Origin of the sequence: Microbacterium sp. K35 (assembly GCF_004794375.1) — a bacterium.
GTDB lineage: Bacteria > Actinomycetota > Actinomycetes > Actinomycetales > Microbacteriaceae > Microbacterium > Microbacterium sufflavum.
On the sequence record NZ_SSDM01000168.1, the window covers coordinates 1 to 13,816 of the forward strand.

Genomic DNA, 13,816 nt, shown 5'->3' on the forward strand with positions numbered 1-13,816 from the left:
CGGCGGCCTCGTCGTCGTGGCGCTCGCCGCCGGGGGAGGCGTGCTGATCGCCCGCCGCAGCCGCACGGCACAGGCCGAGCCGGAGACCACCGAGGTCTGAGCCGCGGACGCACCCGCCCTCTCCCGGACGACCGGGGGAGGGCGGGTGCGCAGGGGGCCGGGTGCCCGACCCGCCCGGACGGTGGGACAATGGAGACATGGCCCCCCAGGATTCCCACCAGACCGTCGAAGCGACCGTGCGCCGTGTGCCGCGGTACGGCGTGCTCATGGGCATCGGGGTCGTGCTCGGGGTCGTCGTCGCGGGCGTCCTCACGATGATGGGCAGCTACGACGAGTCGCAGGCGCTCGACGTGGTGTATCCCCCCGGTCAGGTGTTCGGGTTCCTGCTGCTGTGGACCGTACCGATCGGTCTCGCGCTCGGCGGGGTCGCCGGGCTCGTGCTGGAGCGGGTCGCGCGGCGCCACGACCGCGTGGTGAAGGTCGACCGCGAGACCGTCGTCGACGGCGAGGACTGAGCTCAGGCCAGCTCGGCGATCACGGGCCGGATGGCCGCGTCGAACGCCACCACGTCACGCCGCAGGCCGTCGGTCACTGCGACCGACAGCGCCCCGATCCACCAGATGCCCCGCTGTGACAGCGGGAGCACCTGCACGTTCAGCTCGAACGAGTGGGCGCGCCGGCCGATCTCCCGCTCGAACTCCGCGATCGCGCTCGCATAGGCGCGGTACGCGTCGCCGCCCGTGTGGCTGGTCATGGCGCCGACGTAGCGGTCGTGCGCCGCGTGAGCGAAGCGCAGGGCGGTCGCGGCGTGCGGCCGGATCGCCGCGGCGAGCTCGTCTGCCCCGGTCGCGGGCAGCGCGACGAGCGTCTCGAACCCGTCGATGAGCTCGAGCGGCACCCCGGAGTGATGCGCCCGCGGCTCGACCGTCATGTCCCAGTAGTCGCGCCACTGCGCCTCGATGGCGGGCGAGGCGTCCACGGCATCCGGTGCTCGCACGGGGAGCTCCCGGAGGGCGGGCAGGTCCTCCGGCGCGCGGATGCCCAGCAGCTGCCGCAGGGCGAGCGCGACCAGCACGGGGACGCTCGCGTCCTCGCGGATGAGCCACTGCGGCTTGTCGGCCATGCGCCCATCGTAGGGGGCGGTGCACCGGGCTCGGCGTCCTCGCAAGGTAAACCCCTGGACGAGCCGCGTCAACCCTCGCCGTGATACCCGGAGGGGGGAGTAGACCTGCCTGCACGTCGGCGGCCGTCGGCGCGGAGTCGAGAGGAAGAACGATGTCGCAGAGCAATGCACAGGGTGTCGCCGGCGGCGGCACGGACGAGTCGCCGGGGACCGTGAAGACCGCCGCGCACGAGGCGGCCGGGGTCGCCGGTACCGCGAAGGATGAGGCGGCGGGGGTCGTCGAGACCGCGAAGGCCGAGGCCGGCGCTGTCGCGCACGAGGCGAAGGACCAGATCCGCGACCTGTACCACCAGACCACGGCCGAGCTGTCGGAGCAGGCGGCGATCCAGCAGCGTCGCGTCGCGGACGGGCTGCGGTCGGTCGGCGGGGAGCTCGGGTCGATGGCGCAGAACGCCGAGGGCGGGGTGGCGGCGGATCTGGTCCGTCAGGCCTCCACCCGCATCCAGGGCATCGCCGGCTGGATCGGCGACCGTGACCCGGGGTCGCTGCTGACCGAGGTGAAGTCGTACGCGCGGGCCAAGCCGGGCACGTTCATCGCGGTCGCCGCCGTGGCCGGACTCGTCGTGGGACGCCTGACCCGGGCGCTGTCCGAGGGGGCGGCGGAGTCGGGTTCCGGCACGTCGACGCCGACCGCCTCCGGGCTCTCGGGAGCGGGGGCCACTCCGAACCTCGACCCGGCGGCGACGACGCCGGCGGCGGTTCCCGGTTCCACGACGAGCGCGGGCGTGGGTGCCGGTGTCGGTGCGGCCGGAGCCTCGGACACGGGCGGCAGCACCACGCTCGGCCAGCCGCCGCTGCCGACCGACGGCACCGTGCCGGGTGCCCCCGATGGGATGAGCGGCATCGACGCGGGTACCGCGCCGTGGGGCGTGACCCGTGACGAGGACCGCGGCGACACCCCGCTCTACGACAGGACGGACGCGGCCAACCGCGCACCGGGTGACGAGGAGCGACCATGACCGACGCCACCCCGACGCCTTCGGAGCAGAAGGCGGAGACCACCTCGCTGGGCGACCTGCTCAGCGAGGTCACGAGCGACCTGTCCACGCTGATGCGACAGGAGCTGGAACTCGCGAAGGCGGAACTCAAGCAGTCCGCGACGCGGGCCGGCCGCGGAGCGGGCATGCTCGGCGGGGCGGGCTACGGCGCGATGATGGCCGTCTTCTTCCTCTCCGTCGCGCTGTGGTGGGGTCTCGGCTACTACGTGACCGGTCTCGGCTGGTCGGCCGTGATCGTCGCGGTCATCTGGGCGCTGGTCGCCCTGGTCCTGTTCCTGGCGGGACGCACGCAGTTGAAGAGCATCGAGGGGGCGCCGCGCACGGTGGACAGCCTCAAGCGGATTCCCGATGCCGTGAAGAGGAATGAGGAGAACAAATGAGCGATTCACCCGACGCGATCCGTGCGGACATCGAGCGGACCAGGGCGGAGTTCGGCAGGGACGTCGACGCGCTCGCCGACAAGGTCACCCCCTCGAAGGTCGTGCACCGGCAGACGCAGAAGATGAAGGGTGCCGCGCGCTCCGTGGTCGACCGCGTCATGGGCGTGGCCGACGACGCGGGCAGTCACGTGGGCGACGCGTCGTCCTCGGTGGCGGATGCCGGCCGGCACGCCGTGGCGAAGGCGCAGGGCAACCCGCTCGCGGTGGGGCTCATGGCCTTCGCCGCCGGGCTCGTCGTCGCCGCCGTCATCCCGTCCTCCACGAAGGAGAAGGAGCTGGCGGGCGAGCTGAAGGAGAAGGCCCAGCCGCTGGTCGACGAGGTCACCGAGGTCGCGAAGACCGTGGGCGAGGATCTCAAGGAGCCGGCGCAGGAGGCGTTCGCGGCCGTGAAAGACGAGGCCGCCGGTGCCGCCGAGCACATCCGCGATGACGCGACCCACGCGGTGGACGAGGTCAAGGGCAGTGCGCAGGACGCCCGCGACACCGTCACCGGAAGCTGATCGGCGAGCGCTCCCCGGGGTCCGATGCCGCGGCACGGCACCGGACCCCCGGGCTCTGTAGCCGGTCGGGGGCTCCGGGCGCAAGCCCGTTCTCCGACCGGCTCCGTCATGACAGGGTCATGATCATGAAACTCGTCTCCTACGCCGGGCAGCAGGTCGTCACGACGGACGACGTGGCGGACGCCCTGGTCACCCTGGCCGCCTCCCTCGCCAGCGAGGGCGAGTCCGCGGCCGTGCAGATCCCGATCCACGTGGACGGGGAGAAGGACAGCGCCGACCTGATCGTCGGCGTCGGGAACGACCTCCTGGTCGGTCCGCAGTCGTCGAACGGCGACGACCCGGACTTCTCCGCGGACGCGGCAGCCCTGCGCGAGCACCGTTTCTACCCGAAGCCGACGGCCGAGGACGGGGATGTCGACGACGACGGACTGCCGGCGATCGACCTCGACCTGGACCGCGGAGTCTGACGTGTCGCATCCGCAGACGCTCGACGTGCCCGAGGAGGGCGCCGCGCACACACCGTCGAAGGCGCTGTGGGCGTCGGTCGCGGACGGGTTCTACGTGGGCAGCCACGCCGGAACCTTCCTCGGCTACGTCGACCGCCAGCCCGGGGGCCTGTGGCGCGCCTTCGACTCCGCCTCACAGATCATCGGCGACTTCACCGACCATCACACGGCCATCGCCGCGGTGACCGAGGCCATGACGGACGACACCGCTGCAGGGGGACACCTCGGATGACGATCGACCACGCGCTGCTCTCGCTCGTCTACTGCAGCACCGCCACCCGCGCGTTCGACGACGACGAGCTCGAAGCCCTGCTCGCCTCGAGCCGCGCGGCGAACCAGGCGCGGGAGATCACCGGTCTCCTGCTGTACCGCGAGGGCGAGTTCGTGCAGATCCTCGAGGGCGAGGAGGGCGTGGTCGAGGCGCTCATGACCCGCATCTCCGAGGATCCGCGTCACCACGACGTGCGGGTGCTCCTGCGCGAACCGCTGCACGAGCGCCGGTTCGCGGACTGGACGATGGGGTATCAGCCGATGGTGGCCGCCGAGCCGCGCCTGGCCGAGGGGTACCGCGACTCGTTCGACGATCTGCGCGTCGGCGACCACGACATGATCGGCCGGGCGCTCATGGAGCTCACGATGTGGTTCCGCGTGCGGCAGGCCGCGCAGCGGGCCGAGGCTCTGGAGATCCGGTAGGGCTGCGGGCGGTAGGCTGTTCGAGTGGCTGCCTCCCCCACCAACCCCTATTCCGAAGCCGGTGTCGATACCGCTGCCGGCGATCTCGCGGTCGAGCTGATGAAGTCGTCCGTGCGCGCGACGCACGGACCCGAAGTGCTCGGCGGCGTCGGCGGTTTCGCCGGCCTCTTCGACGCGAGCGCGCTGCGCGACTTCCGGCGTCCGCTGCTGGCGACCAGCACCGACGGCGTCGGCACCAAGGTCGCGATCGCGCAGGCCATCGACAAGCACGACACGATCGGGCAGGACCTGGTCGGCATGGTCGTCGATGACATCGTCGTGGTGGGTGCGAAGCCCCTCTTCATGACCGACTACATCGCGTGCGGCAAGGTCGTGCCCGAGCGCATCGCCGACATCGTCCGCGGCATCGCCGGGGCGTGCGCGGCCACCGGCACCGCGCTGGTCGGTGGCGAGACGGCCGAGCACCCCGGACTTCTCGGACCGCGCGACTACGACGTGGCGGGAGCCGCGACCGGCGTGGTCGAGGCGGATGCGATCCTCGGCGCCGAGCGCGTGCAGGACGGTGATGCGGTGATCGCGGTCGCCTCCAGCGGCCTGCACTCCAACGGCTACTCGCTCGTGCGTCACATCATCACGGGCGCCGGCATCTCGTACGCCGACACCGCCGCCGACTTCGGCACCACGTGGGGCGAGGCCCTGCTGGAGCCCACCCGCCTGTACACGCTGCCGCTGCTGCGCCTGATCGAGCAGCTCGCGGGCGGCGTGCACGCCCTGAGTCACGTGACCGGCGGCGGCATCGCGGCGAACCTCGCGCGCGTGCTCCCGCAGGGCAGCTGGGCCGAGGTCGACCGCGGCACGTGGTCGCCCAGCCCGGTGTTCCGCGTGCTGAGCGACATCGCCGGGTCGACGCTGGAGTCGGCCGAGGGCACCTGGAACCTGGGCGTCGGCTTCCTCGCGGTGGTCGCCGGCGACAAGAAAGACGCGGCGATCGCGGCGCTGGACGCCGAGGGCATGCCCGCGTGGCAGGTCGGCACCGTCGGCTTCGGCCCGCGGCCGACCGGCGAGTTCGAGCAGGGCGCCAAGGGCGTCGACGGTGGAGCGGTGCGCCTGGTGGGCGCCTACGCGGACGGAGCGAAGTAACACCCCATGTGCGGCATCGTCGGAATGGTGGGGACAGCCCCGGTCAATCAGGACATCTACGACGCGCTCCTGCTGCTGCAGCATCGCGGGCAGGACGCGACGGGCATCGCCACGGCGGAGGCCAACGGCGTGATGCACAACGCGAAGGCGCAGGGCATGGTGCGCGAGGCGTTCCGCACCCGCGACATGCGCGCGCTGCTCGGCAACGTCGGCCTCGGCCACGTGCGCTACGCCACCAAGGGCACCGCGTCGAGCGAGGAGGAGATGCAGCCGTTCTACGTGAACGCGCCGTACGGCATCATCCTCATCCACAACGGCAACCTCACCAACACCCGTGAGCTCACGGCCGAGATGGCGAAGCGCGACCGCCGCCACCTGAACTCGTCGAGCGACACCGAGCTGCTGCTCAATGTGCTCGCGGGCGAGCTGCAGGCCACCACGTCGACGGTCGACCTCGACCCGGAGCGCATCTTCGAGGCGGTCGCCCGCACCCACGAGCGCATCGAGGGCGCGTATGCGGTGATCGCGGTGATCGCGGGCTACGGTCTGCTGGCGTTCCGCGACCCGTTCGGCATCCGGCCGCTGATCCTGGGCCGCCGTCCGTCGACCGTGCCCGGCGCGGAGGGACGCGACGAGTGGGTCGTCGCGAGCGAGTCGCTGGTGCTGGAGAACGGCGACTACGAGGTCGTGCGCGAGGTCGAGCCCGGCGAGGCCGTGTTCATCACGAACGACGGCGAGCTGTTCACGCGGCAGTGCGCCACGGAGACGCATCTCGCGCCGTGCGCGTTCGAGTACGTGTACCTCGCCCGCCCCGACTCGATCATGAACGGCATCTCGGTCTACGAGTCGCGCCTTCGCATGGGCGACAAGCTGGCCGATACGATCGCCAAGCACGTGCCGATGGACAAGATCGACGTGGTCATGCCCATCCCCGACTCCTCGCGCCCGGCCGCGATGGAGGTGGCCCGCAAGCTCGGCATCGAGTACCGCGAGGGCTTCTACAAGAACCGCTATGTGGGCCGCACGTTCATCATGCCGGGGCAGGCGGTGCGCAAGAAGAGCGTGCGCCAGAAGCTCAACGCGATGTCGGCCGAGTTCCAGGGCAAGAACGTGCTGCTGATCGACGACTCGATCGTGCGCGGCACCACGTCGAAGGAGATCATCCAGATGGCCCGCGACGCCGGCGCCTCCTCGGTGACCTTCGCCTCGGCGGCCCCGCCCGTGCGGCACCCGCACGTGTACGGCATCAACATGCCGTCGCGGCACGAGCTGATCGCGCACGGCCGCACGATCCCCGAGATCGCGGAGGAGCTGGGCTGCGACCACCTGGTGTACCAGGAGGTCGACGACCTGAAGGCCGCGATCACCGAGGGCTCCGTGCTGGAGGATCTCGACATGAGCTGCTTCGACGGCCGGTACGTCACCGGCACCGTCACCGACGAATACCTCGCCTGGGTGGAGGGGTCGCAGACCTCATGACGGCGCCGAGCGCGCGACCGCTCTGGAAGGGTCGGGCTCTCGCGCTGGTCGGGATCGTGCTGGTCGCGTTCTCGCTGCGATCGGCGGTCGCCTCGCTGTCTCCCGTGCTCGACCACGTCGCGGAGGACTTCCCGGTCTCGTCCGTGATCGTGGGGCTGATCGGCGCGGCGCCGCCGGTGTGCTTCGCGCTGTTCGGCCTGCTGACGCCGCTGTTCGAGCGTCGGTTCGGCCTGGAGCGGATGGCGGTCGTGGCGATCGTGCTGATGGCGGCCGGGATGCTGCTGCGTGGTCTGGCCCCGGACTCGTGGAGCCTGCTCGCGGCGACGGCCGTGGTGTTCGCGGGGGTCGGTTCGGGCAACGTGCTGCTGCCGCCGCTGGTGAAGAAGTACTTCGCCGACCGTCTCGGCGTCATGATGACCGCGTACTCGACCACGCTCGCGGTCTCCACGTTCCTGCCGCCGCTGGTCGCGGTGCCCGTGGCCGACTCGCTCGGCTGGCGCATCTCCCTCGGCATGTGGGGCGTGGTGGCGGCGCTGGCGCTGGTGCCCTGGGTCACGCTGCTGGTGCGCACGCGCGGGGAGCGCGATCGTCCGATGCCCACCGAGCTCCTGACGCCCGACCCGACCGACGGCGTGGACGATGTGCGTGACGCGGTCGCCGCCTCGACCGGACCGATCACGACCCAGTCGGCGAGCCCGCGCGTGTTCGGGCGGCTCTGGCGGCTGCCGCTGGCGTGGGCCCTCGCGCTCGTGTTCGGCACCTCGTCGACCATGGCGTACGTGGCGTTCGCGTGGCTGCCGACGATCCTGGTCGACCTGGGTGGCGTCAGCCCGGCGACCGCGGGCTTCCTGCTGTCGCTGTTCGCTCTGGTCGGGCTGCCCTGCTCGATGCTGGTGCCCGTGCTCGTGGTGCGGTTCCAGGCGACGCGGCCGCTGTTCCTGGTGGCGGTCGCGGCGGGACTGGTGGGGCTGCTCGGGCTGCTGCTCCTGCCGACCGTGGCGCTGCCGCTGTGGGTGGCGATCTTCGGCCTCACGGCCATCATGTTCCCGCTGAGTCTGGTGCTGCTGAGCATCCGTGCCCGCACGCCGGAGAGCGCCGTCGCGCTGAGCGGGTTCGTGCAGAGCATCGGCTATGCGATCGCGGCTGTCTTCCCGCTGCTGGTGGGGCTGCTGCACGAGACGACCGGCGGGTGGCAGGTGCCGCTGCTGGTCGTCGCCGCGGTGCTCGTGGTGTCGATCCCCGCGGGCATCGTCGCCGGTCGCCGCCGCACGATCGAAGACGAGTGGGAGCGCCGGCACGGCCACTGGTGACGCCGCTAGCGGATCGGCACCGAGGTCCCGTGGGAGACCCCCTCGTAGAAGTAGGTAGCGATGCCGATCGCCGCGAACGTCACCAGGACGAGGGCGAGAATGACGCCGGCTGCGATGAGGACGACCGCTTCTGATCGAGGCGGCCGCCGTGTGAGGCGATGGATCACCAGGATGAGCAAGGCGCCTTCGATGAGAAAGGCCCAGGGGCTGAAGAGGCCGAGAAGAGCGCCAGCCGCCGCCAAGGCCAAGATCCACCAGTGCAATCGCGCGCGCTCCATGATGTAAAACTTTACTGCTCGTGAGTCCTCGTCCCCGCCCTGGGAAAACCGCGGGGCTCTGACGCGTCGGCTGGTCTGCGCGAACCGGCGTCAGCACTGGGAAGCGGAGGAGCGGGGCGAAGGGGTAACCTAACGTGTTACCTCTCGTTGTGCAGCGCGGTCTGTGGCCGCCGGAAAGCAGTGTGCCCGATGGACATGACATCACCATCCCGAGTCAGGACCGGTGCGGCGACCCCGCAGCCGGACGAACCCGGTGAGCGCTTCCTCAGCATCTCCAGCGTCGTCATCGCGGTCGTCTCGCTCGTGTGCGGCTTCGCGCTGTTCCCGCCACTGGTCGGTGTGATCGCCGGGCTCCTCGGTCGGCAGCGCGAGCCACGGGGGCACGCGATCGCGGCGTGGGGCATCGCGCTCAACCTCGTCGTGCTGTTCGGCTGGGTCCTGCTGCTGGCGGTGCTCGTGCTCACCGGCACGTTGACCGCACTCCTGCACCCGTAACCGCCCGGACACGACGAAACACCCGCACGAGGTGCGGGTGTTTCGAACCGGGAGGCTAGGCCTTCTCTAGTTCGTCTTCGTCTTCGTCCGCGTACTCATCGGCCCACTTGTCGACGTAGGCGTCTTCGTCGGAGTCGCTCGAATGCCCGAGCTCGCGCTCCAGCGCCGAGTAGTTCACCGACGGACTGTACGCCTTGAGTTCGCGGGCGATCTTTGTGTGTTTCGCCTTCTGACGGCCACGGCCCATGCCTGAGACCCCCTCACGAGTTAAGCTGCGGGCAGACGGGCGCCCGAGTCATTCACGACACCGGCTCGCGGCCGGTAAGAGTAGCATTCAGAATAGCATGCGGGGAACACGCCCTGGCCGGTGCCGGGCCGCCGAAGGGAGCGATCTTCATGACCGACAGCACCTCGAACCCCTCCGATGAGGCCACGCAGAACGCAGCGCTGCAGAAGGCGGTGATCGTGGGCATCCAGGTGGATCAGGATCCGCGCGTGCTCGACGAGGCCGTCCGCTTCGCCCGCCTGCTGAACGCGCCGCTGGTGGTCGCGCACGTCGACGTCACCCGCTTCGTGACCTACGAGGACCCCGACGGCTACGTGCACTCGGCGCCGATCGACATCAACTTCGACGCGGGAGCGGCGGAGTTCGAAGCGGTCGAGGCTGCCGCTGCCACCCAGCTGCGCGACCGCGGCATCACCTGGACCGCCCGTCAGCTCGTCGGCGATCCGGCGCTGGCGATCAAGCAGCTCGCGAACAAGCTCGATGCGCAGTTGATCGTGGTCGGCACGCGCAAGCGCGGCCTCGGCGAGTCCATCCGGGAGTTCTTCACCGGCTCGGTGGCGGCACGTCTCACGCATCGCCAGCATCGCTCGGTGCTCGTGGTGCCGCTGGGCGAGCTCGTGCCCGACGACCAGAAGGAGATCTGGCCCGAGTAGTCGGACAGACGCGAGAGGGCCCCGTCGACCGTTGTCGACGGGGCCCTCTCGCGTCAGCCCGTGTGGATGACGATGCCGCGTGCCGGTGCGAGGGGGCGCTCCGGCGGGGATGCCGTTGCCGCGGTCGTGGGCGCCGGGAGCTGCGGAGCGGACCGATCCGCCGCCGGTGTCGGACGCGCGGGCGGGTCCACCGGCGGCGGGGTGTTCACGATCCCGACCGGCTCAGGCCCGCGGTGACGCCGCGCGCGGCCTCGTCGAGGGCGTTCTCGAGCTCGGTGACGATCGTCGCGGGGAGCAGCCCGCCCTTCGCCACGTGCGTGCGCAGGTCGGTGCGGACGCGTGCCCGGAACGCGTTGATGATCGCATCCGCGCGGTGGAGCTCGTCGCGGCTCGTGAGGCGCGCGTCGTCGGTCTCCGTCCGGGGGCGGCTCTTCGCCGCGGCCCTGTCGTCCTTCGCCGCGGTCGCGAGGTCGGCCCGCAGGCTCTTCATCGCCTCCTGCACGCTCTGGCGCACCTCGTTGGCGATCAGGCGCACCGAGTCGGTGATGCCCGCCTCGATACCCGCGAGGTCGGCCTCGCGCGAGGCGAGCTCGGCGCGCCCGGCCTCGGTGATCGCGTAGATCGTGGTGCGGCCGTCGACGGTCTTGGTCACGAGGCCCTCCTCCTCCAGCTTCGCGAGGCGCGGGTAGATGGTCCCGGCGCTGGGCGTATAGGTGCCGCCCGTGCGATCGGTGAGCGACTGGATGATGCCGTAGCCGTGCTGCGGCGACTCGGCCAGCAGCGACAGCAGGTACAGCCGCAGGTCGCCGTGCGAGAAGACCGCGGGAGTCATGCTTCCTCCCATTCGGGGTCGTCGGCGATCGAGGCCGGAGTGCGGCGCAGCACCGTGACCCCGCCGGAGACGGAGTTGGCGCGCAGGTCGACGAAGCGCCCGGCGAGCTCGCCCGTGGTGCCGGTGTAGTTGCTCGGACCGGACGAGCCGCGCTCGACGCCGTCGATCAGGAGGCGGCCGCTGAGCGAGCGGATCACGTAGTTCGCGGCGAGCGACTCGTCGAGGCGCACGGTGGTGCCGCCCGACACCGAGTTGACGGTGATGGTGTTCACGTCGCCCGCGGCGTCGATCGTCGTGGAGCCGGAGACGATGTCGACGACCGCCTTGCGCACGGTGCCGGTCACCGCGACGTCGCCCGAGACGCTGTTGGCGTTGATGGAGCCGGTGAGGCCGCGCACCTGCACGTCGCCGGAGACGGAGTTGACGCTGAGGTCGCCGATGAGGGTGTCGACGATGATGTCGCCCGAGACGGTGTTGAGGCGGGCGTCGTTGCGGATGCCGGAGACGAGGGCGCCGGCGCTGACGACGCCGAGGGTGAGGGCGATCGACCGGGGGACGGCGACGCTGACCTCGGCGCGCGGGCCGCCCGAGCCGAAGTTGCGGAACACCTCGAGGAAGTTGTCCCAGCCGAGCTGCGGGTGGTCGATCTCGACCTCGCCGTCGTGGGACTCGATGCGGAGGTCCTTCGTGGTGACGCCGTGCACCTCGATGCGGATGCCCGGTTCGTCGTGGGCGATGACGTCGACCTGTCCGCCGACCAGGCCGATCTTGAGCCGGGTGGCCGACTCGATGTCGATGACGCGTTCCTCGCCGGGGGCGATGAGCCACTTCTCGGTCATGTGCTTCTCCTTGAGTCGGAATCACGATATATCGTGTGTTCCTCAGTGAACACGATATATCTCGATGTGTCAAGGGTGACCGCCACGACCGCTTGACATTGACGTTGCGTCAACTTCTACCGTGGAGACATCACACCGAGAGGAGGAGACATGACGAAGGCGGACTGGTCGATCCAGGAGATCGCACGGCTCGCGGGCACCACGAGCAGGACGCTGCGTCACTACGACGACATCGGCCTGCTCCCGCCCTCGCGCATCGCCGCGAACGGCTACCGGCACTACGACGGCGAGGCGCTCGTGCGGCTGCAGCGCATCCTGCTGCTGCGCGAGCTCGGACTCGGACTGCCGCAGATCGCCGACGTGCTGCGCGCCGACGCCGCACCGACCGAGGCCGCAGCCCTCGAGACCCACCTCGCGCTGCTGCGCGCGGAGCAGAACCGGCTGGCGCGGCAGATCGCGTCGGTCGAATCCACCATCACGGCATTGAGAGGAGGTGAGAACCTCATGGCAGAGAACATGTTCGACGGCTTCGACCACACCCAGTACAAGGAGGAGGTCGAGGAGCGCTGGGGTCGTCAGGCCTACGCCGACAGCGACCGCTGGTGGCGCGGGATGACCGACGCCGAGCGCGCCGACTGGCAGCAGCGCGTGTCCGACCTCGGACGCGACTGGGTCGCCACGGCCGAGAGCGGTGCCGATCCCGCGTCCCCCGAGGCGCAGGAGCTCGCGCGACGTCACGTCGAGTGGCTCACGGGCATCCCCGGCACACCCGCCGCGGCGCCCGGCGGCGACGTGAAGGCGTACGTGACCGGGCTCGGCGAGATGTACGTCGCCGACCCGCGCTTCGGCGCGAACTACGCGACCTCGGACGGCGGCACCCGCGGCGCCGAGTTCGTGCGCGACGCCCTCCGCATCTACGCGGACGGCAACCTCTAGCGGGTCCGGCCCGTCGCCCCGCTCCTGTCACCGGGAGCGGGGCGACAGGCACAGGCTCAGCCGGACGCCGCGCCGAGGTGACGGGCGAAGAAGCGAGCGGCGTCGTCCGCAGCGAAGGCCGGCACCCCGGTGTGGCCGCCCAGGTTGGCCTGCAGCGTCTTCTCCGAGGAGGCGAACGCGTCGAACAGCTCGAGCGCCATCGCGCGGTCGTTGCCCTCGTCGTCCCACTGCAGCAGCACGTGCACCGGGATCGTGATCCGTCGGGCCTCGGCGAAGGTCGCGCGCGGCACGTAGCTCCCGGCGAACAGGCCCGCGGCGACGATCCGCGGGTCGACAGCGGCCAGGCGCGTCGCGACCGCGATCACCCCGCCCGAGATCCCGACGCGCGCGCCGATCTCCGGCAGCGCGAGCACCGCGTCCATGGTCCGCTGCCACTCGGGCACCGCCGCGTCGACGAGCGGCAGGATCAGCCGATCGATCAGCTCGTCGCTTGGCGCGCGCGCTTCGTCGAGTGCGCGGACCAGGTCTGCGCGGGCCTCGGCGGCACCGGCGAGCGGTGTGCGCTCGCCCGCACCGGGAAGCTCGATCGCGACGGCGGCGAACCCCTGCACGGCACACGCCCGCGCCCGGCCGGTGAGACGGGAGCGCATTCGCTGCAGGCCGAAGCCGCCGGGCTGGCCCAGCAGGACGAGCGGAACGGGGGTGTCGGGAGAGGCGGAGACGGGGGTCCAGAGCACGCCGGGGACGCCCCCGACGACGAACTCGCGTTCGATGACGCCGTCGCTGAGACGCGGCGCCGAGGTGAAGTGCATGGTCATGGTCGTACCTTTCGGGAATGCGGCAGAGCTGCGGCACTCCCGGGCGACCTATCGCCCGACCGCGACTCCTCGGAGGAGCACCGACGTCGTTGTGAACACGGACACCACCTCCTCGCCTCGGGCACGGGATCCCAGGCTACCGCGCGGTCGAGGGCGGCCGCCGTACCGAATCCGGACGGCGGCGCGCAAGGGGGCGCTCCGCGGCGACGCCCGGGCGTAGGGTCGGGTCATGGTCCACCGACGTCGGCGCTCGAACGCCGCGCCGCTGTTCGTCGCCGCGGCCGCCGCCTACACGGCGAACTGCGCCCTCGGCGCCTCGGTCGCCCTCCGCCTGGTCGACACCCGCGACTTCCGGTGGCTGCACCACGCGCTCTACATCGCCACCTGCGCGACCGCGGCGCTCGCCGCCAGCGCCGGGCTGTGGGGCGAG

20 protein-coding genes and 1 pseudogene are annotated in these 13,816 nt (G+C 71.1%); 15 read left to right on the top strand and 6 right to left on the bottom strand.

Going from position 1 to position 13,816, the window contains the following annotated elements; genetic code table 11:
- Window positions 1-16: 16 nt before the first annotated feature.
- On the top strand, window positions 17-100 hold the full coding sequence (locus DW299_RS19695) for a hypothetical protein (protein ID WP_446724787.1): 84 nt from the start codon (window positions 17-19) through the stop codon (window positions 98-100).
- 97 nt (window positions 101-197) lie between these two features.
- A complete protein-coding gene (locus DW299_RS06150; RefSeq protein ID WP_136036057.1) occupies window positions 198-515 on the top strand; it encodes a potassium transporter Trk in 318 nt (105 codons plus the stop codon).
- Window positions 516-517: 2 nt separating this feature from the next.
- Here DW299_RS06150 and DW299_RS06155 read toward each other — a convergent pair whose 3' ends face one another.
- Window positions 518-1,123 carry a zinc-binding alcohol dehydrogenase gene (locus tag DW299_RS06155; protein WP_136036058.1) on the bottom strand — a complete coding sequence of 202 codons (606 nt, stop codon included), beginning with the start codon at window positions 1,121-1,123 and terminating at the stop codon, window positions 518-520.
- Window positions 1,124-1,275: 152 nt separating this feature from the next.
- Here DW299_RS06155 and DW299_RS06160 point away from each other — a divergent pair, with 152 nt between their 5' ends.
- The 9 genes from DW299_RS06160 to DW299_RS06200 all read left to right on the top strand — a co-directional run bounded on the left by DW299_RS06160 (window position 1,276) and on the right by DW299_RS06200 (window position 8,249).
- Window positions 1,276-2,142 (top strand): hypothetical protein, encoded by an 867-nt coding sequence (locus DW299_RS06160; RefSeq protein ID WP_136036059.1) that lies wholly within the window; start codon window positions 1,276-1,278, stop codon window positions 2,140-2,142.
- On the top strand, window positions 2,139-2,561 hold the full coding sequence (locus tag DW299_RS06165; RefSeq protein ID WP_136029164.1) for a phage holin family protein: 423 nt from the start codon (window positions 2,139-2,141) through the stop codon (window positions 2,559-2,561). Before DW299_RS06160 ends, DW299_RS06165 begins: the two co-directional genes overlap by 4 nt.
- On the top strand, window positions 2,558-3,121 hold the full coding sequence (locus tag DW299_RS06170; RefSeq protein WP_136029167.1) for a DUF3618 domain-containing protein: 564 nt from the start codon (window positions 2,558-2,560) through the stop codon (window positions 3,119-3,121). Before DW299_RS06165 ends, DW299_RS06170 begins: the two co-directional genes overlap by 4 nt.
- Window positions 3,122-3,246: 125 nt before the next feature.
- Window positions 3,247-3,588, top strand: coding sequence for a hypothetical protein (locus DW299_RS06175; RefSeq protein ID WP_136029170.1), 342 nt, complete (start codon window positions 3,247-3,249; stop codon window positions 3,586-3,588).
- Window position 3,589: 1 nt separating this feature from the next.
- Window positions 3,590-3,859: a hypothetical protein gene (locus tag DW299_RS06180; protein ID WP_136036060.1), complete on the top strand. Its 270-nt coding sequence runs from the start codon at window positions 3,590-3,592 to the stop codon at window positions 3,857-3,859.
- The gene (locus DW299_RS06185) at window positions 3,856-4,320 is read left to right on the top strand and encodes a BLUF domain-containing protein (RefSeq protein WP_205812864.1); all 465 of its coding nucleotides are present in this window, start codon (window positions 3,856-3,858) and stop codon (window positions 4,318-4,320) included. The genes DW299_RS06180 and DW299_RS06185 overlap by 4 nt, the downstream gene beginning before the upstream one ends.
- 24 nt (window positions 4,321-4,344) lie before the next feature.
- Window positions 4,345-5,460, top strand: coding sequence for a phosphoribosylformylglycinamidine cyclo-ligase (gene purM / locus DW299_RS06190; RefSeq protein WP_136036061.1), 1,116 nt, complete (start codon window positions 4,345-4,347; stop codon window positions 5,458-5,460).
- Window positions 5,461-5,466: 6 nt separating this feature from the next.
- Entirely contained in the window at window positions 5,467-6,939 is a 1,473-nt protein-coding gene (gene purF / locus DW299_RS06195; protein ID WP_136036062.1) for an amidophosphoribosyltransferase, read from the top strand.
- Entirely contained in the window at window positions 6,936-8,249 is a 1,314-nt protein-coding gene (locus DW299_RS06200) for an MFS transporter (protein ID WP_136029178.1), read from the top strand. The genes purF and DW299_RS06200 overlap by 4 nt, the downstream gene beginning before the upstream one ends.
- 5 nt (window positions 8,250-8,254) lie before the next feature.
- Here DW299_RS06200 and DW299_RS06205 read toward each other — a convergent pair whose 3' ends face one another.
- Window positions 8,255-8,527 (bottom strand): hypothetical protein, encoded by a 273-nt coding sequence (locus DW299_RS06205; RefSeq protein ID WP_136036063.1) that lies wholly within the window; start codon window positions 8,525-8,527, stop codon window positions 8,255-8,257.
- A 195-nt stretch (window positions 8,528-8,722) separates the two neighbouring features.
- On the opposite strand from DW299_RS06205, the gene DW299_RS06210 reads away from it, so the two are divergent.
- On the top strand, window positions 8,723-9,022 hold the full coding sequence (locus tag DW299_RS06210) for a hypothetical protein (protein ID WP_136036064.1): 300 nt from the start codon (window positions 8,723-8,725) through the stop codon (window positions 9,020-9,022).
- Between the two features lie 55 nt (window positions 9,023-9,077).
- On the opposite strand, the gene DW299_RS06215 is transcribed toward DW299_RS06210, so the two are convergent.
- Window positions 9,078-9,269, bottom strand: a complete 192-nt coding sequence (locus DW299_RS06215; protein WP_136029183.1) for a DUF3073 domain-containing protein — start codon at window positions 9,267-9,269, stop codon at window positions 9,078-9,080.
- 149 nt (window positions 9,270-9,418) lie between these two features.
- Here DW299_RS06215 and DW299_RS06220 point away from each other — a divergent pair, with 149 nt between their 5' ends.
- Window positions 9,419-9,961 carry a universal stress protein gene (locus tag DW299_RS06220; protein WP_136029185.1) on the top strand — a complete coding sequence of 181 codons (543 nt, stop codon included), beginning with the start codon at window positions 9,419-9,421 and terminating at the stop codon, window positions 9,959-9,961.
- Between the two features lie 205 nt (window positions 9,962-10,166).
- On the opposite strand, the gene DW299_RS06225 is transcribed toward DW299_RS06220, so the two are convergent.
- A complete protein-coding gene (locus DW299_RS06225) occupies window positions 10,167-10,793 on the bottom strand; it encodes a PadR family transcriptional regulator (protein WP_136029187.1) in 627 nt (208 codons plus the stop codon).
- On the bottom strand, window positions 10,790-11,632 hold the full coding sequence (locus DW299_RS06230) for a DUF4097 family beta strand repeat-containing protein (RefSeq protein WP_136036065.1): 843 nt from the start codon (window positions 11,630-11,632) through the stop codon (window positions 10,790-10,792). Before DW299_RS06230 ends, DW299_RS06225 begins: the two co-directional genes overlap by 4 nt.
- A 150-nt stretch (window positions 11,633-11,782) precedes the next feature.
- Here DW299_RS06230 and DW299_RS06235 point away from each other — a divergent pair, with 150 nt between their 5' ends.
- On the top strand, window positions 11,783-12,568 hold the full coding sequence (locus tag DW299_RS06235) for a MerR family transcriptional regulator (RefSeq protein WP_136036066.1): 786 nt from the start codon (window positions 11,783-11,785) through the stop codon (window positions 12,566-12,568).
- A 56-nt stretch (window positions 12,569-12,624) separates the two neighbouring features.
- Here the strand turns inward: DW299_RS06235 and DW299_RS06240 are convergent, their stop codons facing one another.
- A complete protein-coding gene (locus DW299_RS06240) occupies window positions 12,625-13,386 on the bottom strand; it encodes a dienelactone hydrolase family protein (RefSeq protein ID WP_136036067.1) in 762 nt (253 codons plus the stop codon).
- A gap of 229 nt (window positions 13,387-13,615) precedes the next feature.
- Here DW299_RS06240 and DW299_RS06245 point away from each other — a divergent pair.
- Window positions 13,616-13,816 (top strand): annotated as a pseudogene (locus DW299_RS06245) (hypothetical protein); the annotation flags it as partial.